At 37.2% G+C, this 19,229-nt stretch carries 19 protein-coding genes and 1 pseudogene; 12 read left to right on the top strand and 8 right to left on the bottom strand.

Going from position 1 to position 19,229, the window contains the following annotated elements:
- Positions 1-93: 93 nt before the first annotated feature.
- Entirely contained in the window at positions 94-738 is a 645-nt protein-coding gene (locus tag KHA94_RS18790) for a cupin domain-containing protein (RefSeq protein WP_213103653.1), read from the bottom strand.
- 300 nt (positions 739-1,038) lie between these two features.
- Here KHA94_RS18790 and lepB point away from each other — a divergent pair, with 300 nt between their 5' ends.
- Positions 1,039-1,581, top strand: a complete 543-nt coding sequence (lepB, locus tag KHA94_RS18795) for a signal peptidase I (RefSeq protein WP_249365600.1) — start codon at positions 1,039-1,041, stop codon at positions 1,579-1,581.
- 321 nt (positions 1,582-1,902) lie between these two features.
- Positions 1,903-2,112: a hypothetical protein gene (locus tag KHA94_RS18800; protein WP_213103655.1), complete on the top strand. Its 210-nt coding sequence runs from the start codon at positions 1,903-1,905 to the stop codon at positions 2,110-2,112.
- Positions 2,113-2,427: 315 nt separating this feature from the next.
- Here KHA94_RS18800 and KHA94_RS18805 read toward each other — a convergent pair whose 3' ends face one another.
- From KHA94_RS18805 to KHA94_RS26025, 5 genes and pseudogenes are all read right to left on the bottom strand, one after another.
- Complete coding sequence (locus KHA94_RS18805; protein WP_213103656.1) at positions 2,428-2,664, bottom strand: hypothetical protein; 237 nt, start codon at positions 2,662-2,664, stop codon at positions 2,428-2,430.
- 163 nt (positions 2,665-2,827) lie between these two features.
- Complete coding sequence (locus tag KHA94_RS26020) at positions 2,828-3,004, bottom strand: DUF2269 family protein (RefSeq protein ID WP_249365601.1); 177 nt, start codon at positions 3,002-3,004, stop codon at positions 2,828-2,830.
- A 307-nt stretch (positions 3,005-3,311) separates the two neighbouring features.
- Positions 3,312-3,965, bottom strand: a complete 654-nt coding sequence (locus KHA94_RS18815) for a Vat family streptogramin A O-acetyltransferase (protein ID WP_213103657.1) — start codon at positions 3,963-3,965, stop codon at positions 3,312-3,314.
- 23 nt (positions 3,966-3,988) lie between these two features.
- Positions 3,989-4,880 (bottom strand): annotated as a pseudogene (locus KHA94_RS18820) (Vgb family protein).
- Positions 4,881-5,101: 221 nt separating this feature from the next.
- Positions 5,102-5,323, bottom strand: coding sequence for a DUF6022 family protein (locus tag KHA94_RS26025; protein ID WP_338030841.1), 222 nt, complete (start codon positions 5,321-5,323; stop codon positions 5,102-5,104).
- 454 nt (positions 5,324-5,777) lie between these two features.
- On the opposite strand from KHA94_RS26025, the gene KHA94_RS18825 reads away from it, so the two are divergent.
- From KHA94_RS18825 to KHA94_RS18835, 3 genes are all read left to right on the top strand, one after another.
- Positions 5,778-6,224 carry a GyrI-like domain-containing protein gene (locus KHA94_RS18825; protein ID WP_249365602.1) on the top strand — a complete coding sequence of 149 codons (447 nt, stop codon included), beginning with the start codon at positions 5,778-5,780 and terminating at the stop codon, positions 6,222-6,224.
- Positions 6,225-6,630: 406 nt separating this feature from the next.
- Positions 6,631-6,846 (top strand): alpha/beta hydrolase, encoded by a 216-nt coding sequence (locus tag KHA94_RS18830; RefSeq protein ID WP_213103658.1) that lies wholly within the window; start codon positions 6,631-6,633, stop codon positions 6,844-6,846.
- 841 nt (positions 6,847-7,687) lie between these two features.
- The gene (locus KHA94_RS18835) at positions 7,688-8,506 is read left to right on the top strand and encodes a YfkD famly protein (protein ID WP_213103659.1); all 819 of its coding nucleotides are present in this window, start codon (positions 7,688-7,690) and stop codon (positions 8,504-8,506) included.
- Between the two features lie 28 nt (positions 8,507-8,534).
- On the opposite strand, the gene yfkAB is transcribed toward KHA94_RS18835, so the two are convergent.
- Positions 8,535-9,692 (bottom strand): radical SAM/CxCxxxxC motif protein YfkAB, encoded by a 1,158-nt coding sequence (gene yfkAB / locus KHA94_RS18840; protein WP_420828176.1) that lies wholly within the window; start codon positions 9,690-9,692, stop codon positions 8,535-8,537.
- Between the two features lie 228 nt (positions 9,693-9,920).
- Here yfkAB and nhaC point away from each other — a divergent pair, with 228 nt between their 5' ends.
- A complete protein-coding gene (nhaC, locus tag KHA94_RS18845; RefSeq protein ID WP_213103661.1) occupies positions 9,921-11,342 on the top strand; it encodes a Na+/H+ antiporter NhaC in 1,422 nt (473 codons plus the stop codon).
- A gap of 69 nt (positions 11,343-11,411) precedes the next feature.
- Here nhaC and KHA94_RS18850 read toward each other — a convergent pair whose 3' ends face one another.
- Positions 11,412-12,671 (bottom strand): HTH domain-containing protein, encoded by a 1,260-nt coding sequence (locus KHA94_RS18850; protein ID WP_213103662.1) that lies wholly within the window; start codon positions 12,669-12,671, stop codon positions 11,412-11,414.
- 102 nt (positions 12,672-12,773) lie between these two features.
- On the opposite strand from KHA94_RS18850, the gene KHA94_RS18855 reads away from it, so the two are divergent.
- The 6 genes from KHA94_RS18855 to KHA94_RS18880 all read left to right on the top strand — a co-directional run bounded on the left by KHA94_RS18855 (position 12,774) and on the right by KHA94_RS18880 (position 19,146).
- Positions 12,774-13,883, top strand: a complete 1,110-nt coding sequence (locus KHA94_RS18855) for a mandelate racemase/muconate lactonizing enzyme family protein (protein ID WP_213103663.1) — start codon at positions 12,774-12,776, stop codon at positions 13,881-13,883.
- Positions 13,884-13,896: 13 nt separating this feature from the next.
- A complete protein-coding gene (locus KHA94_RS18860; protein WP_213103664.1) occupies positions 13,897-14,598 on the top strand; it encodes a GNAT family N-acetyltransferase in 702 nt (233 codons plus the stop codon).
- A 140-nt stretch (positions 14,599-14,738) separates the two neighbouring features.
- Positions 14,739-14,921 carry an SE1561 family protein gene (locus KHA94_RS18865; protein WP_213103665.1) on the top strand — a complete coding sequence of 61 codons (183 nt, stop codon included), beginning with the start codon at positions 14,739-14,741 and terminating at the stop codon, positions 14,919-14,921.
- A gap of 98 nt (positions 14,922-15,019) precedes the next feature.
- Positions 15,020-16,378 carry a sigma-54 interaction domain-containing protein gene (locus KHA94_RS18870; RefSeq protein WP_213103666.1) on the top strand — a complete coding sequence of 453 codons (1,359 nt, stop codon included), beginning with the start codon at positions 15,020-15,022 and terminating at the stop codon, positions 16,376-16,378.
- Positions 16,379-16,558: 180 nt separating this feature from the next.
- Positions 16,559-17,548: an agmatinase gene (speB, locus tag KHA94_RS18875; protein ID WP_213103667.1), complete on the top strand. Its 990-nt coding sequence runs from the start codon at positions 16,559-16,561 to the stop codon at positions 17,546-17,548.
- Positions 17,549-17,661: 113 nt separating this feature from the next.
- Positions 17,662-19,146, top strand: coding sequence for a YjiH family protein (locus KHA94_RS18880; RefSeq protein ID WP_213103668.1), 1,485 nt, complete (start codon positions 17,662-17,664; stop codon positions 19,144-19,146).
- The last annotated feature ends 83 nt before the right edge of the window (positions 19,147-19,229 follow it).

Here is a 19,229-nt window from a genome sequence, read left to right on the forward strand (position 1 = left end):
AGAAGCGAAATAACTCCTTCTTGTTGCTTTTGAGACAAACAGGTACACAGAAAAGGCATGGATTAGCCATGCCGATAGATTTATTTATTTAATTTATCTAAAGCCCCAGTATTGCTGATACTGACGCACGTAGGGATATTGTTGATTATATTGTTGTTGTTGATACTGTTGAATTAAATACTGCTGAGTGAAATTTTCGTTTTTACTATTGCAGTTTGTGTAAGGTCCTATAACTGTTGATGGTTTAACCGATTCAATTGCTTCTTTCCATTTATTTTCATCGAGACAGTAGGTATGTGCCATAATATTTGTAGGAGTAAATTTTAAAATGTCTGAACCAAAAACCACCTCTGGAGTTGGTGCATCAAAAATTGCTAAAAAGTGAGTGTTATCAGCAGTAGCCATTTGATAATGCCACCAACCTTGTGGAATGTTTGCCACTTGACCGGGGGTAATAGCGTAATTGAGAATTTGTTTTGTAAATGGGTTCAGCATCGAAACAGTTAGCTCCCCGGAAATACAATAGTTCAATTCGGCAGCATTTGGGTGATATTGCGGTTCTGCTACATTATTGGCACTTAGGAAAATGTCTAACAGAGATACATTTTCCAATGTATTTAACTGGTTCACACCTAATATGTTAATAAAGTTGTTGTCATCCTTTTTAAACAAGGGACTGTTATTTACGTCAAATGTGTATTGAGTTGATGGTGATGTGTAATCCATATATAAAGCCATAATTTTCTTCACCTCATTACATAAGTAGTTAAAAATATATAGGCATTTTATGTACTTAAAACATGTTCGGTGTGCAAAGTGATTGAGAATAAATTAGTGTGAAGTAGAAGAGAAGGTACTTGTGAAGCTAACGGGTGCTTTAGCACAATAAATAAGGTGTTATTTTTGCAGCTTTTTCTCATTTTCCACTATTCAACAATCGGGCCATTATCTTGAGTAACTGAGTTAATAGTGTTTGGATATTAACGGTGAAAAACGTTAAAATAAATATTTAAAAAATTTATGTTAGGGGGATTTCTCTTGCAAGCAAGTACAAAAAAGGAAGTTTATTCTTGGATTAAATCAATTGCATTTGCTTTAGTTATTGTGTTTATATGCCGTGAATTTATCTTTACACCAGTGGTTGTTAAGGGTGGATCTATGGAACCTACATTTGAAAGTAATAATAGGATTGTAGTAAGTAAAACAAGCGCAATAGAAAGATTTGATATGATTGTTTTCAAAGCACCTGATAAAGATGAGCAATATATTAAAAGAGTAATCGGTCTACCCGGGGATAGTGTGGAAATGAGAGATGATGTGCTATACATTAACGGAAAGCCGTATGAGGAGCCTTATGTGAAAAGAAATAATAATATCGAATTAAGTAAGGTTACTAGTGATTTTACACTAAATGAACTTACCGGAAACAAAAAGGTTCCAAATGGTTATTTCTTTGTTTTGGGAGATAATCGATTGAAAAGTAGAGATAGTAGAGATTTCGGATTTATTTCGACTGATTCGGTTATTGGAGAAGTGAAGTTTCGATTTTATCCGTTGCAAGAAATCGGTATGCCGAAATAACATAATACTGTTGAAAACAATTATTCCATTAACGGGCGCAATTCTGCAGCAAGAATTACGCTCTTTTTTTATGTTAGGGCAAGTTAATTGAATAACACTTTAAAGAAAATTAGATATGTATGATAGAGCTTATAAAAGATTGTGAAGTTTTGTACTTAAAGTAACAAGGCAGTTTAGTTTAATAAGATACCTTCCATCTGTTTAATTGTGTGCTGGCTCATGTTATAATAAGGAACTTAGGATGATTACGAATTTTACTCATAATTGAACGGATGCCAAGAAAAGCCTCCGCGCGAGCGTAAAATATGGAGGTGTAAGAGAATGAACAAACGATGGACGATTGGTAAAATTAAGGAATTTGTTGAGAACAATTCGGAAAGTAAGTTGCTTACGACAGAATTTCAAGGTTTTTCTCAAAAGTTACTATTTAAATGTGCATGTGGTAGCAACTTTGAAAAAACGTTTACGAAATTTAAAAATAATCACCAACGTAAATGTGACGAGTGCCAACCACCAAAAGCATCACGCTAAACGTATAGAGTATATACGAAATCGATTTTTATTAAAGAGAAATTGGCGCTATTTCTTCAACTAATAGGGTCTTTGATCCAGGCAGGATAACGGGTTCTCTTTTCAGAGGGAAAGTAAGTTATTTTGTTGTAAATGATAGTTATTTAGCACCGAATTTAGCATTAAAAAGAGCATTGCATGGACATAGAATGCTCTTTTTTGCTATTTAAATATCAAATCCAAGCCTGTTTCTAAAACGTTTTCCAGCCTCTCTATCTGCAACTATCCCATTTTCAGGATTGTTTGTGAAAGGTAGCCATTGCCAATCTTCGGAACCTAGAAAAGCAAATTTCCGGTAATGGACACGATGAAATCTGGATTTGACAGAGCTGGAGGTACCATTTTGATAAGATCCGGACGTCTCTTTCCCCAATGAGCCGTTGCTGTAAATATAAACATCAGAGCAATAGCGATTCGTAAAGAAGTTTCCCAACCATCAAAATAAGACAGTCCAAGAAAACCGATCAAGCGAAGAATCAAGAATGACACAATTAATAGGATAAACGGAGCCATTCGTATTCCTCCTCTTATTAAAAACATTTGGTTATCATAAAATACAAAATAATGACAGGTAATAAAGTAGCAGATTCCGAAAATGGCCCAATAAAGCTATGCTTTCCGGTACGCTTTAGCAATGATACCGTTCTCTATCGATTGGGCGCTGTGGCGGATCATGCTACGCGTACGGGCAACAGTACCGACAACAGAGGATGCCGGTTAGAGAAAACAGGATCAACGAAAGGGTAAGCCAATTGAAACCGGACATTGAATACCCGGCTTGAATAGCCATTAGATTACCGGAAACGATAATTAAAATTAAACCTGGCAGAGTAAATATAAAGTCGGCCAACATCACGTTTTTCACCGTGTTGTGAATGGATGTAGGATCCTCCTTTATATCGGCCCGAATTTTTCAAAACGCTGTAGTAATAATATTCCCCAAAAAATAACCGCCCCTAAAAGATGCAAAAACAACAGAAATCCCACGTGCTCTACATCCTTTTCATTTATTCTTTTTTTGACAGAAGTATGTCGCCCGTGAATGTTGAGAAATCATCTGTGCTAAATACGTGAAAGTGAGCGTGCTTTTAATTTGATAATTAATTACAGCATTTTATATTTCACTTTATTGAACAGGATTCTCGGAAGTTGTTACTTTGTCATATATTATTTTTTAAATTTCTTAGATTCTCTATATCTCCATTAACTATCACGTCAATATGAGCAGAAATAATATCAATATCTAAATCCCACCATTTAATTTCTAGCAATTCGTTAACAATTTTTTCTGAGAAACGATTTTTAAGTTTCTTTGCAGGATTTCCCCCAACGATAGTGTAAGGTTCCACATCTTGCGTAATAACCGATTTGGCTGCTATAATTGCACCGTTTCCTATTTTTATTCCAGGCATAATGACAGTATTCATCCCAATCCAAACATCATTTCCAATGATGGTATCACCTTTAAACGGCAGCTGATCTAACGTTGGTGTATATTTCTCCCAGCCGTGTCCGAAAATATTGAACGGGTAGGTTGAGAAACCATCCATTCTATGATTAGCCCCATTCATAATAAACGTTACACCGGGTGCTATAGCACAAAATTTCCCTATAATTAGTCTGTCTCCGAAGAACTCGTAATGATATAACACTTGATCTTCAAAGGATTCACCATTTCTTGCATCGTAATAAGAATATTCACCCACAATAATGTTTGGTCTAGTAATTGTATTTCTAATAAATTGAACAACATTATTTCCTTTAATCGGATAATTATCTTTAGGATTTGGCCCATGCTGCTTATTTGATTCCATAGAAATCTGCTCCTTTCAGGATTTTATAATAAACTTAGCCGGCCTATCTTATTGCATTCCTCAGCGAACCAAATGGCACCGTCGGATCCTAATACAATGCCATGTGGCTCCGCATTTTGTGTGGGAATTGAGTATTCTGTAATTTCACCTTTCATGGAAATTCGGCCAATTTGATTACTTCCCCATTCGGTGAACCATAAAGCACAATCAGGGCCTGTTACTATTGCGTGTGGGCGAGCATTTGCAGTGGGGATGGCATATTCGCTTATTGTTCCAGAGGGAGTAATTCTGCCGATTTTATTTCCGTTAATTTCAGCGAACCAGAGGGCGTTGTCAGGTCCATTTGTAATACCTACAGGGCAAGCATGTTTTGTAGGCAAAAGGTAATTCGTTACGTCTCCAGAAATTGTAATCCGTCCAATTTGATTACTTTGATTCTCGGTAAACCAAATGGCATTATCCGGCCCAGCAGCAATAAAGGAGGGGGAGGAACCAGGAATCGGCAAATCATACTCGATCATTTCACCTGATGGTAAAATTCGTCCTATTCTATTTCCATTCATTTCCGTAAACCAAATGTCTCCATTGTGTCCTTCAGTTATTCCAAAGGGTGCTGAATCTGGGCATGGAAGAACATATTCGATGATTTTACCTGTTGCTGTCAGTTTTCCAATTTTATTCGCTTTATTTTCCGTAAACCATACATCGCCCTGGGCTGTGGAGACTATAGACAGCACAACTGCACCGGGTGTAGGAACAACGAACGAAATGAGTAACTTCGCCGTTTACCGTCATTCGGCCAATTTGATTGGCTTTATGTTGTGTAAACCATAGCGCACCATCATTTCCTGTGGTTATTCCATAAGGGCCAGAATTTATGTCAGGAAGTTCATATTCTTCGATTTTCACCATCATGCAGTTCCTCCTTTTTTTATAGAAAATGTTTTAGTAATTCTGAGAGAATAATTGGATTGGATTCATGTCTAAGAAGTTTTTATAAGGCGGGCAAAGTTAGTTTACCATAAAAGCATATTGTCAGTAATAGAATGTTTCTTGAAAAATTTTTATGGAACAATTTCTATTTGGATTCTATAATAGAACTCATTCTTTACAAATTAGCCAAGTGGTCAATTTGATCATGACAAGTTCTCTTCTAGTTGAGTAATTTTTTTTATGATTTCTACTCGTTTAATTTCTTCTAAAGGAAGGAACCTTGGCGGGGCTGGCAAGTTAAACTCAATATGTGAATGAGAAAGCTCAAACAGCAATGTTCCTATCTTATCTTTATGTTGATTTTCAATCACAATCCAAAAAACACGTTTTTCATGATGAGGTGTTCCCCATTTAGCCTTTTCTATTGAATTCCTAACGGCTGAACCCCATAATCACCCCACCATTAGCTCAAATAAAATATTTCATTTATTTCGAAATTTTTTTGCAGCAATTCCTAATCGTTTTTCTTGGATGAGTTTAGCACCTAATTTATCCTGAATTTTGTAAAAACATCAAAGACAATAGTTATTATCCATTGTCATTTTATATGCTAATTTTGTGTGTTTTTCACTCGATTTGAAACAAAATCCTTGAGATACCTATAAAAAAGTTTGGTTATTTGGTCTGTCAAAAAGTGATATATTTTTTTTCTCTCCCCAAGAAGAACCCGTTACAGGCAGGATCAACGCTTTTTTTTGAACTTCCTTAATGAACAAATGTGGCAATTTAGTTTAATAAAAAAAGGTTGCATAAAGAAGGAATTTTATTAATTGGAAGAGAATTGGAATATGAGCGATGAAAAAGGTCTTTGGGGGGATAATGGTGGATTGTAAAAAGGTAAAAAAAATCTTTAGAGTTGTTGGTATTAAGGGCTGTGGAGCTTATGCTAATTTTGGTCCTGAGGTTCCAAAACTTGCCCAGCAATTTCTAACTCGTTTAGATGAAGTTGAAAATCATTCGGGTACTGAAATAGCTCTTTTCGAGCCAAGGGATTCTAACCATCTGGAAGGTCACTATTATGTAGGATTAATTGTTAATGAGGCTTTAAAAGAAGTTCCAGTGGGGATGGATTATATCGAAACTGCTCAATCCTATGTCACGACTAGGGGAAGAATAATTAATATTAATAACCTACATAGCCATTTATTAAAATGGGCAGATGATCAGGGGTATAAAAGGGATTTAGAATCTCATATTGTGGAGACCTATCATCCAATGGAAAATGGTGAGGAGGAAGTAGAGATTTATTTACCAATCCATATATAAAAACCAGCTGCTTTAAACCCAGGCTACAATCTTATGGTCTCTTTTATCTTTTTCAAGTAACGGTTAAGTTGCTTCAATAACGAGGGTCCCCTTTTTCTCCTTAAAGTAACGGGAGCAGGATAATTGAAGAAAAAACCAGCTGCCATTTGGTGGCTTTTCTTTTTAAGCTAAAGGTGCAGGCTAGCTTAAGAAGGAATAAAGAGATTTTGTTGCAATATATTGGGGATAAACAAGTAATTTTTAACTCTTATTACTAATATGCGAGGGGGGAGGTATATAAAAAAAATATTGCCGTTTTTAATACCTGCTTTATTTCTGTTATATCTGTTTTTTAATCAAGGAGATCCGAATACAATAAAGGTAACCCTTTATAGCCAAGGGATTGTCTTGGCTAGCAAAATCGGAAATGAATCTTTTTGATCTTGCAAAAAAACAGGACCTTACAGGAATTCAAGTGTATCTGGATCATGGCGATATGGACCATGATTGGCTCATACAAGGGGATGCTTATCTAAATTCTCTTTTAGATAAGCACGGTGTTAAAACACAACTCCATGTAGGAAAAGGCGGACATGATTATTCCTATTGGAAATCGCAAGTTAAAAATTATCTTTTGTTTTAGATGCAGAACAACTAAAATATTTGGAAATAAAATAAGTTCGTTTCGGGGATGTTTGGTAATATTAACTAAACAATTTATTGTAAGTACTTAATTATTATTGATGAAACATAAAATATTGGCAGTTCATCATTACTCTAAATGATTTTTTAATTGTTTACCGAATTAGTGAAAAGAGGAGTTGCCTATGGTAGCTCTTTTAATATGGAAAGAAAAATTGTGAAGAATTGTACTTAACCTAATTGGCGCGCTTTAGTTGAACCAGGATCCTCAAATAAAGAAAACTCGCCAATACCATGGCGAGTTTTACTTTTTTATATACCAATAGCTATGTCAATATGGCTGTCATTTCAAATTAAACCCTTTAGACAAAGTCAGAGTCATTAAATAAGAATACATTTTTTGAGTCATAGAAATGTCTAGCTTCGACATACTAGTGTCGACGTTGCCACAGGACGCGGCGAACGTCGACGTTCTATTTTATGGCGCTTTCGTATTTCTAAAAGGATTGTAAATCTACTCGCTCTAAGGCATTGATCACCAACCTTTACGTTGTTACTTGACCATGAAACCTATATGGGAATGATGACTACTATGCAATAAAAAATTCATCCTCCTTTTTGATAAGCGAATTGACTTAACGGCCCTCCTTTTTCTTAAAGGTAGCTTTATTATACTTTGATTTTAGATATTTGTAAATATTCTGATTTTTACAAAACTATTACAAATTTTTAATTCATTTATTACAGAAAGAATTATTTTTTCTCAAATGGATAATAAACCTAATCTCCGAAAAAACTATAAGCAAACCTAAAAGAATAGTGAATTGAAAGGAGTTCGCACCATGAAAAAATACATGTACATTTTCTTATTAGGTCTAATGTTCATGCTTTCATTTCAACAGCCAATCTGGGCAGAGAAAGAGGAGAAAGAAACAGAGCAAGCACCGAAAATGATTGCTGTACCAAACTCTGTTTTGAAAATCACAAAGGAGAACACATATCCAAATCCAGCTCAGGATATGCCCTCTCTTCAGCCTAGTGAGCTTGCACAAAGTCTCATTGATTCAGCGAAAGTAAAGATTGAGAATCCAGATTTAATTCGATTGTTAAATGAAACAACGGTGAATAGCACTCCGTTTGCAATTGGGTATCGCGCCATCATATACCTTGGTCAATGGCCATTAAATTATGAATCATCGGAAACAGCACCAAATTGGGAATACCAAAAAATTAATACAAATTATCATGATAATCGAGGCGGGAATGCGCCTTATCAAATTCACTATGTTCAAGAAGCTCAGAAAATCGTAAGAGGGGGATTGACTGCAAAAGTTCCAAATACAGAGGATGTTAAAGAAATGATGCTGTTAAAAGCAATGGAGAAATCGGGCCTTCCTCTTGCATTCGAAACGATTATCGGGGCAGGAACGAAAAAGGATCATAAATACAATATTCCTCCTCAGCGTTTAGGCTATCTGTATGGCTATGCTCCTGCTGTGAATGAAAAAGGCAAAGTCACTTATGGGGAAGTGTATTTAATGTTAAAAGGAAATAAGAAAATGATGATCATTAAAAATGTAACATCCCAAGGAGTAGGAGCATGGATCCCGATTCAGGATCATGTGTCATTTGGGTTTTTAGCATCAGAGAGACCGAGGTAGATAAAACACAAAAAGCCAGCTGTTGAAATCAACAGCTGGTTATTTTAGATTTCATAGTAAGAAAGTCGGTATCGTTATAATAGCTATTTTTCACAAGAACATTTGGGCCGAGGCAGCGAACATTAGGACAATGGCAATTTAATGATTGCGCAAGGCTTGTTCCCATCCATTTATCGAATATGTCTGTGAGCATGTCGTTTTGAATATTTCCGAGAGGTGGTGTGTCACCAAAATCAGTCACAATCACATCCCCGGTGAAAATATTAATATTCAAGCGTGAACGTCCATCCGGATCGTTACGAACCGTTACATTTTTTGCAGAATATAATCGTTTCAAAAGCTCTAAATCTTTCTCGTTCGAATTGCATGCGTAAAAAGGCAGGGTTCCAAATAATATCCAAGTATTCTCATCACGTATATCCAATAGGTGATGAATCGCTGAACGAATTTCATCTAATGAGAGTGTTTCTAAGTTGGATGCAAAATCTGAAGGATACATTGGATGAACTTCATGGCGCTGGCATTTCATTTCTTCCACAATTTGCTTGTGGATTTTTTCGAGATAAGGAAAAGTCCGCTTATTAAGCATCGTTTCAGCTGAAACGATTACGCCAGCCTTCACTAACTCCCGACTGTTGTCAATAATCCGTCTAAAAAGTTTTTGCCTCTGTTCGATCGTTGGCTTACGCTCCATCATCGCAAAGCCGCCTTCTATAAATTCTTCTTCCGTCCCCCAATTGTGTGAAATATGCAGAACATCTAAATAAGGGATTATGGCTTCATAACGGGCTAAATCGAGTGTTAAATTGGAATTGATTTGGGTTTTGACGCCACGATTATGTGCGTATCGAAGCAATGGCACAACATATTCTTCAACTGATTTAGTGGATAGCATCGGTTCTCCGCCAGTGATGCTTAAGGCTCTTAAATGAGGAATCTCCTCTAATCTTTTGAGCATAAGCTCAACAGGAAGGGCATTCGGGTCTTTTGGCTGAAGAGTATAGCCAACTGCACAATGCTCACAGCGCATATTACATAAAACGGTTGTTGTAAATTCTATATTCGAAAGTGTTAGCCTGCCATATTCATCCATATCGAGATAGGCTTCCCATGGATCATGTTCAGGCGTTATTTGAAAAAGTTTAGACTTCATCGTTTTCTCCTTTATAATTAAATCCCTTGACATTATTCATCTTAAATGAACTTCTGTCAACCGTTCATGTCTAAAAACACTGATGAAATCAATATTATTTAAGCTTATTGTTTTCGTTCCCTTTAAATGACAGAAAAAAACAAATTGACGCAAAGCGAAAGAAGGTTTATTATTAGCCTATTAACGACCATTTAACGACAATTAAAAATAGTCTAAAAATTACATTTTTTGGAGAGTGGAATTTCAAGGGGGGACTTAGCGATGAAGAAGGAGATGCCATTTATAGTAGCAATCATTCCACTATTTGTCATGATTGTGACGATGGTGATTACGGTGGTTGCGCTTAAGCAAGGACCACATATTCCGCTAATAGTGGGAACAGCTACTGCTTCCCTTGTTGCTTGGCGCTGTGGGTATAAATGGAATGAAATTGAAGAAGCCATGTATAAGGGGATCCGTCTGGCACTTCCGGCAGTAATCATCATTATGCTGGTTGGAATGACCATTGGTGCTTGGATTGGCGGTGGAATTGTTGCCACAATGATTTATTATGGTTTAAAAATTATTACCCCTTCGCTTTTCCTCGTTTCCATCACGTTGATTTGTGCGATTGTATCACTTGCGATCGGAAGCTCTTGGTCAACAATGGGGACCATTGGTGTTGCAGGCATGGGGATTGGATTGAGTATGGGGATTCCTGCTCCAATGATTGCAGGAGCTATAATTTCTGGAGCTTATTTTGGGGACAAAATGTCACCACTATCTGATACTACGAATTTAGCGGCGGGATTAACAGATACAGATTTATTTGTACATATTCGCCATATGCTTTTTACCACAATTCCCGCTTTTGTGATTGCATTAATTGCCTATGCAATTATGGGGATGAAATTTAAAAATGAAGCAATGGATGCAGCGAACATTGAACAAACCATTCAAGTTCTTCAAGATAGCTTTGTAATATCTCCTTTTCTATTAATTATTCCGGTACTTGTTATCGTTTTAGTAGCAAAAAAAGTACCGGCGATACCAGCTTTAATTGTTGGTATTTTATTAGGATTTTTATCACAAATCTTCATTCAAGGCGGATCCATTTCCGATGCGGTTGCATCGCTGCAAAGCGGTTTTGTTATTAAAACAGGAAATGTAATGGTTGATGAACTCTTTAATCGTGGTGGATTAGATTCCATGATGTATACCGTTTCAATGACGATTGTCGCCATGACCTTTGGAGGAATTCTAGAAAATACAGGCATGCTTGAAGCAATTGTGAAACAAATTCTAAAGCTTGCCAAGTCAGCAGGAGGTCTTGTCGCTTCAACTGTCTTATCATGCTTTGCAACAAATGCATCTTGCTCAGAGCAGTATATCTCGATCGTTATCCCGTCTCGGATGTATGCTAAGGCCTATCGTGAGAAAGGACTTCATTCGAAAAATCTTTCTCGAGCCCTAGAGGATGGGGGAACATTAACCTCAGTGTTTATTCCTTGGAACACATGTGGAGTCTTTATTTTTGGAACACTTGGCGTTAGTGCCTTTGAATATGCCCCATACGCCATATTAAACTTTGTCGTTCCCGTTATTTCGATCATCTATGCCATGACTGGTTATTCAATTGTAAAATTAACCGAATCTGAGAAGATCGCACTTCAGAAAAAAGATGAATTGTTCCTGAAGGGATAATTTCAATACAAGAAGAAAAGGAAAGTTCATGTGCAGCTTGAGCTTTCCTTTTTCTTAGACAATAGGTTCTCAAAAGAAAATGGGGATATTAAGTTTATATAATGCGCGAGGCCGTCCTTGCTGATAAGTCATTTCCTCGCCGACAATCTGAATATATCCATGGTCAGAAAGCTTTTTTATCATTCTTTCTGCGGAGCGCCTTGTGACCTGCAGATAATCTGCTAAGTCTGCAGAAGTAAAGTGATGTATTTGTTTGTTTTTGACAAATTCAATCATTTTTGAGAGGTTGGCAGGACTTAATTTTGCCTTTTGGGCAATAAGGTATAAATCAGGATGGTTGTTCACTAGTTTTTGCTGCTTTTGCTTATGAGGGAATGGTCCTAGTAAATCCTTGCTATCTGTTAAAATATAGCAGCAACTATTTTCTTGATCCTTCTCTGCGAAGCTTAGGGCAATCATAGCATTTTTATGGGCTTCCTTGATAGAAACACCATAACCAAAACCGACGGCTGTTTCCTCTGTTTCAGTAAATAATTGTAGGAGAACATCTGAGCTAAGTGCTTCAATGTCTCCGCGCGTACAGTATAGTACGAACAAGGAATCATTCATTTCTTGGGCAGTAGCATGAATAGCATGGGCAAAGGATTCAATTTTTTTTCTTTGAAGGACTGAATGGATTGAAATATAGCCAACGGCAGCTTGAGATGCTTGGCTTTTCCTATACTCGGCTTTTTCTTTAGCATTTTGGAGCCCGCGAATAAGAGCTGTTTTCGGGTCCGCCATTCTCATGACTGGAATCCCGAGATGGTGCAATTGATTATAGACGGCATGTACACTTGTTATCGCAAAGTCAATTTCACCATTTTCCCAAAGGGACTGATGAAAGGAAACAAGCTGATTAAAATCATAAAGATCCTTCTGTAAAAAATGCTCATAATCCATAACATGCATCGGAGTGACTTCAATATCAACAGCGGTTAAAACATTCGAGACAATGGATGCGTCGAATAAATCAATGGAAATCCGCTCTACTGAGATCTTTTTATGGTATAATGCCGCCAATAAAGAAGAGGCAACCGTCATTTCATCCTGAACTAAATAAAAAACAGGAATCTGCAGCTGTTCGTGATAATCTTTTGAGAAATAATACGGCAAAGCTCCGGATAGAAACACAGCATCGCATGGCAATAATTGTTTTAATATCTGCAAGGCTTCCTGGGGCTGCTGATACATATAAAAGTCTAACTCAATATCTGCAACTTGATCGGCAACAGACTTTGTTCTTTCGATAAATTCTGCTGAGCCAATAACTGCAACTCTTGCTTTCATCCATTTACCTCCATTTGTGGGGATTCTTGAGTAATAAACGACTATTTACCGACAAGTGTATCAATTTTTTATATATTTTTAAATAGAAAAGGGGTTATTTTAATGAAAATTACAGCAATCGAACTTTATGCGATTCATTTGCCACTCCATGTTCCTTTTGTCGTCAGCTATCATACATACGATTACATGCCATCCATTATTGTGAAAATCGAAACGGATGAAGGAATTATTGGGTATGGTGAAGGAGTAGCAGATGAGCATGTAACAGGGGAATCAATGGAAGGTGTGTATCATATTCTAAAAAGCACATTAGCACCAGTTTTGATCGGGCAAAATCCATTAGAAATTGAGAAGATTCATGACCTGATGAACAAAACCATTTATGGGGCTCCGACTGCAAAAGCGGTTATCGATATCGCTTGTTTTGATATTATGGGGAAAAAGCTGCAGCAGCCAGTCTACCAGCTGATTGGCGGACGTTATCACGACGAATTTCCGATTACACATGTGTTAAGTATTGCCGAGCCTGATCAAATGGCTGCTGAAGCTGCGTTTATGGTCGAGCAAGGGTACAATTCTTTTAAAATGAAAGTGGGAACGAATGTTAGTAAAGATGTTGAGCGCATACAAGCTGTTCGCGAATGTGTAGGAGAAGATATCGCCATTCGAGTTGATGTCAATCAAGGCTGGAAAAACAGTGCAACAGCGCTTGTAGCGTTAAAGCAATTGCAGGATTGTCAGCTTGATTGGGTTGAACAGCCGGTAGTTGCTGATGATATCGATGGGATGGTGGAAATCAAGTCAAAGACGATGATCCCTCTAATGATTGACGAAGGATTAAGAGGTCAGCGAGAAATGCTTGAGATCATCCAAAAACGTGCGGCCCATAAAGTAAATATTAAATTAATGAAATGTGGCGGGATTCATCCTGCGGTTAAGCTGGCTCACCAAGCAGAGCTTGCTGGGATTGAGTGTCAGATTGGCTCAATGGTCGAATCTTCTATTGGATCGGCAGCAGGATTTCATGTTGCTTTTTCCAAGAAGATTATCACGAGTGTAGAGCTTACGGGTCCTTTGAAATTTTCGAAGGATGTAGGTAATTTACAGTATGATGTTCCCTTTATCCGCTTAACTGATAAGCCTGGATTAGGGATAGATATTAATGAAAAAATATTAGGTGAATTAACGATACATCAGGATATAGTACGTTGAAGGAGGGAAAGGAATGAATTCTATTTATGAAGGAACGCTAATTAAAAATGGGCAAACTCTTCCTTTTGTTGTTCAGCCCTTAACGATGGAGCATCTGCCAAGTATATTAGAGGTTCAAGATCAGGTTGTGGCGCATCTGAATGGGCGGGAAACGTTGCAGCCGCTGACTGAGGAAGAGTTTCAATATATTTTAGAGGGAAAAGGCATGATGATTGGGGCGTTTTCTGATGAACATCTTATTGCGTTTCGTGCCTTATTAGTACCAATAATCGATGAAGAGCATCTTGGAATCGATATCGGATTAACAGAATCAGAGTTGCAAAAAGTCATTTATCAGGAAATCTCCAATGTTCTTCCTGAATATCGCGGAAACCAACTGCAGAAAACACTCGCCTCTTTGATTATGAAGGAACTAGCGAAGCATGATCATGGCTTTCGTTATGTTTGCTGCACAGTCGCACCATTCAATATCCCGAGTTTAAATGACAAGTTCTCCCAAGGCATGCGGATTGCTGAGTTGAAAGAGAAATATGGCGGCAGCTTGAGGTATATTTTTGTACTAGATTTAGGGGAAACTGCTGAGTTCGAATGGAAGGAGAGCTTGTATATTCCAATGGGAGATACTTCGGCTCAGCAATCGAAGCTCGCTGAAGGTTGGAGAGGTATTCGTATGGAAGAACGAAATGGAGAGATGTATGTGGAGTATAAGCGGTAAATAAAGAAGTCCTTTCAGCTAGCCATTATTTGAACTGCACGAAAAAATTCGTTTGTTGGAAAGAATAAAACTTAAAAACAATTTGCGCAAAGAGGAATTTTTCGGTAGGATGGTAACGTAACTGAAAGGAGAGAACGTTTTTGGGAAGTCCAATTCAAGATAAAAACAGCCAAGTTGATTTTTTAAAACAGCGATTAAATATGTTTCTTGATGTTCTAGATGCCATTGAGCCGGAAGAAGCTGATATTGAGGATATCGACCGTTTAATTCAAATCATTGACGATATTGAATCAAAATGCCGTGAATTTAATAATCGTGACTAAGAGCCATTATGGCTCTTTTTTTTGGGGGGATAAATATAATTGAATTTTTAGCCAATTTAGAATAGTATATATTCATAATTGACTAGGGGGAAATCAAGATGCTTTCCACTAAACAGGCAGAAATTTTATTAGAACATATTATTAAATACTCTTTTGATGAAATATTTGTTACGGATACAGCTGGGTATGTTCAGATGGCAAGTTCAAGTTTTAGAAATTTATTTGGCATCCATGCAGAGGAAATTATCAATCAAAATGGCTTTGAATTAGAGCAAAAAGGGATCTTATCGCCTTCCGTGACGGGAAAAGTATTAAAAACGAAAAAAATCGAAACGATTGTCCAAGAAACTGGCTTAGGCAGAAAGCTAGTGGTCTCCGCTTATCCGGTTATCGATGGAAATGGAAAGCTGATGGGGGCCATCAGTTTTTCGAGGGATATTACTGAACTTGTTTATTTAAGAAAAACAAATGACCAAGTAGCCAAAACCATACAGCTCTATGAAATCGAGCTAGAAAAGCTGAAGATTAAACAATTTCAAAAAAGAGGTTCCAATAATGAACAAATGAAAAACGTCTTCAGCATAGTGAACAAGGTATCAAGCTTGGATGTTACTGTTCTGCTAGGGGGAGAATCAGGAGTAGGTAAAAATTATATTGCGCAGACTATCCATCAAATTTCGGATCGTAAGGATGAAGCTTTTATTGAGGTAAACTGTGGGGCAATACCTGAATCTCTAATTGAATCAGAACTATTCGGCTATGAAGAAGGAGCATTTACAGGAGCAAAGAAAAGCGGGAAAATCGGGTACTTTGAAGCCGCTGGCAATGGAACAATTTTTCTGGATGAAATTGCAGAGCTTCCTCTCAATCTGCAAGTGAAGCTATTATCCGTACTGCAAAATCGGACGATCCAGCGTGTTGGAGGAAACACGATCAAGAAATTAAATTGCAGAATTATATGTGCAACTAATCAAAATTTGCCTGAGCTGATAAGGGAGAAGAAATTTCGCGAAGATTTATATTATCGTATCAATGTTGTCAAAATTATAATTCCGCCGTTACGTAATAGAAGAGAAGACATGATTCCATTAATTTATGATCTCGTTGATGAATTTAATGAAAAATATAAAATGAAGAAAAGTTTTTCGATGCATATGATTTCCTGGATAAGCAAACAAGATTGGCCTGGGAATATTCGAGAACTGCGAAATTTTATTGAAAGAATCATGATTACGTCTAATGAAAACGTCATTGATGCTGACCAGACTGACCAACAAAAGAAGATTGAAGAGGATATGACATTAGATGAATTTATGGAAATGGCCGAGCGGGATTTTATTAGAAAGATGTATGAACATTATCCAAGCAGTGTAAAGCTTGCAAAAAAACTAGGCATTAGCCAATCGAAAGCTAGTCGTAAAATAAGACAGCATGTCCAGAAGCCTAGTCAGAAATGAATAGGTTGATTTAAAAAAGCAAAGCAGAAAAGGTTGTTGAAATCCCTGAATTAATAAAAGATCGCTAATATACACTTCCAAAAAGACCGCTGAGCGGTTTTTTTATTTTACTTTTTTTCATGTTGGCACAATTGTTGCAAGATTTGAAAATGAGATTTCATTAATTAGGGGGTTCTACGAATGGCAGAAAGAAGCGAAAAACAATTTCTTAATTTACCTTTTACCGGAATTTGTTCGTTTGGAAAATATCCAATTTGTACAAATTTAGATCAGTTGGATGCAGATGTTGCTGTTATTGGTGTCCCTTATGATATGGGAACACAATGGAAGTCCGGTACTCGGATGGGACCGCGTGGAATCCGAGAAGGCTCAACTTTATACAGCTTTGGACTAGAAGGAGCCTATGATATTGAGAAGGATATTATGTATTTAGGTCCTAACTGCAAAGTAGTGGATTGCGGAGATGCAGATATGGTTCATGGGGACTTAGAGCAATGCTTTGAAAATGTTGAAGAATCGATTAGAAAAATTGTTTCGAAAGGGGCTATGCCAGTCGTATTAGGAGGAGATCATTCCATTACGATTCCAGTAGGAAGAGCTTTGGACTCCCTTGGTCCATTTCATGTTATCCATATCGATGCTCATCTCGATTGGGCCGATCACCGCTCAGGTCAAAGGTTTGGACATGGAAGCTCGCTGCGAAGATTAGCTGAAATGGATCATGTGAAAAAAATGTATCAATTAGGGATTCGCGGAATTAGCAGCAGTAAAAAGGAAGATGTTGACGCCGCAAGAGAGTATGGCAGTGTCATATTATCTCCAAGACAAATGAGAAAAATGGGTGCGGAGCGTATTCTTGAAATGATCCCAGAAGGAGAAAAATATTATGTAACCATTGATATTGATGGGTTGGATCCTTCTTTAGCACCTGGAACAGGAACTCCATCTCCTGGCGGTTTATTGTATGATGAGGTGAATGAGCTGTTAGAGGGAATTGCCAAGAGAGGGACTGTTATTGGCTTTGACTTAGTGGAGGTTTCCCCGCCATATGACCCAACAGGCATTACTGGACAAGTAGGAGCAAGAATTGCCCTTGATTTTATTAGTTTTGTCTTGAAAGAAAAAGAAATTAATGCGAAAAAAGCTGTACAGGTAAGCAGTTCAAAATAATCATTAGCATCAGAGGAGGAGGGAACTTCTCCTTTCTTAAAATAACAATTATTCAGAATGTTAATAATAATTAGTTATTTTTGTGAGTCTTTCAAATATTTGGAGGTGATTGGATGGATGACCATACGGCGATTTTAGAAGAAAACAAATTATATCATGAGGAACCGGCTTTTCCTATTGAAATACCAGACCGCGATGATCCAAGCTATGTTGATTATATTACGATTACAAAGAGCCAATATAAAATTGGCCTTATCAAATCAATCTTTTTTACAGGCATTGCTTTATTAGTGTTTTTTGTCCCTTTAACGATAAATGGAAAAACAGATATATTATTTGGCTATATTTATAATTATTTTGTGAACTTAGTAGGGAATTTAGGATTATGGATTGTGACTATTTTGATGATTGCTAATACTATTGGGAGTTTTTACGGGAAATTTCTCGCCAAAAAGGGGTCATTTTTCCACGAATACTATGGTCATGACTCTATATTTCACCCGTTCCTTTACCTATTAGGAGCCGTTTATACGATTATTTACACCCTTCACGTAAATTTCGCTTCCGTTACAGGTCCAGAATGGATAGTTGGGAGTGCTACTGGCGGAACGGTTATCCCGAGTATAGTGTTAGGCGTTTTTTGGATTATTATTGTCGGAGCATTTTTCATGCCGTTTCTCTTAAATTATGGAGGAATTGATTTCGTCGGTTCCATACTAGAGCCTATTATGCGGCCTGTCTTTAAAGTTCCGGGAAAGAGTGCCATTGATGCTATTGCTTCTTTTGTCACTTCATCCTCGATGGCAGTTATTATAACGAGTAAATTATACAAAATGAATGTCTATACAAAAAGAGAAGCTGCCGTCATTTCAACCTCCTTTAGCGCAGTTAGTGTTGGTTTTGCTTTACTAGTTATTAATACAGCTGGCTTAGGAGATCACTTTTTAAAAACGTATTTTTCGTCTCTAATCATTACGTTCATCATTACATTTTTTATGGTCAGAATTCCGCCATTGTCAAAAAAGTCAAATGAATATTCGAGTGGGAAGATTCAAACAGATGAAGACCGCACAAGTGAAACAAAGTTTGAAAAAGGCATTCTTAGAAGAGGTTTGGATCGTGCAGCCAAACGTGCCTATACAGCACAAAGCATCTATAAAGAGATTATTTTAAGCTTAGTGGATGGATTTAAAGTGATTCCAAAGGTTTTAACGCTTTTATCAGCAGCAGGCATTACAGGTTTAATTATCGCTGAATATACGCCTTTGTTTCAGTGGATGGGTCAGGTGTTTGTTCCTTTATTGAATCTAATGGCAGTTCCGAACACCCAAGAAATAGCCCCTTCAATTCCTGTAGGCTTCGCTGAAATGTTTCTTCCGGTATTGCTCATTGCTGATAAAATTGAGTTCATTGATATTGGAGCAAGGTATTTTATTACTACATTATCAATGGTTCAGATAATTTTCCTTTCAGAAACTGTTGTTGTGATGATGGCTACTAGATTACCTGTCAAATTCTTGGAATTAGCTGTATTATTCTTGCTGAGAACCTTAATTGCTATTCCAATTGTAGCTATTTTCATGCATATTCTCTTTTAAACTTATTCTAAGAGCCGTTTAGGCTCTTTTTATTTTGGCCTCCTTTTCCTGCAACCAATTGGAAGCTTTGTCTTTCATTAAAA

The organism is Cytobacillus citreus, from assembly GCF_018343665.1.
Classification (GTDB): Bacteria; Bacillota; Bacilli; order Bacillales; family Cytobacillaceae; genus Cytobacillus; species Cytobacillus citreus.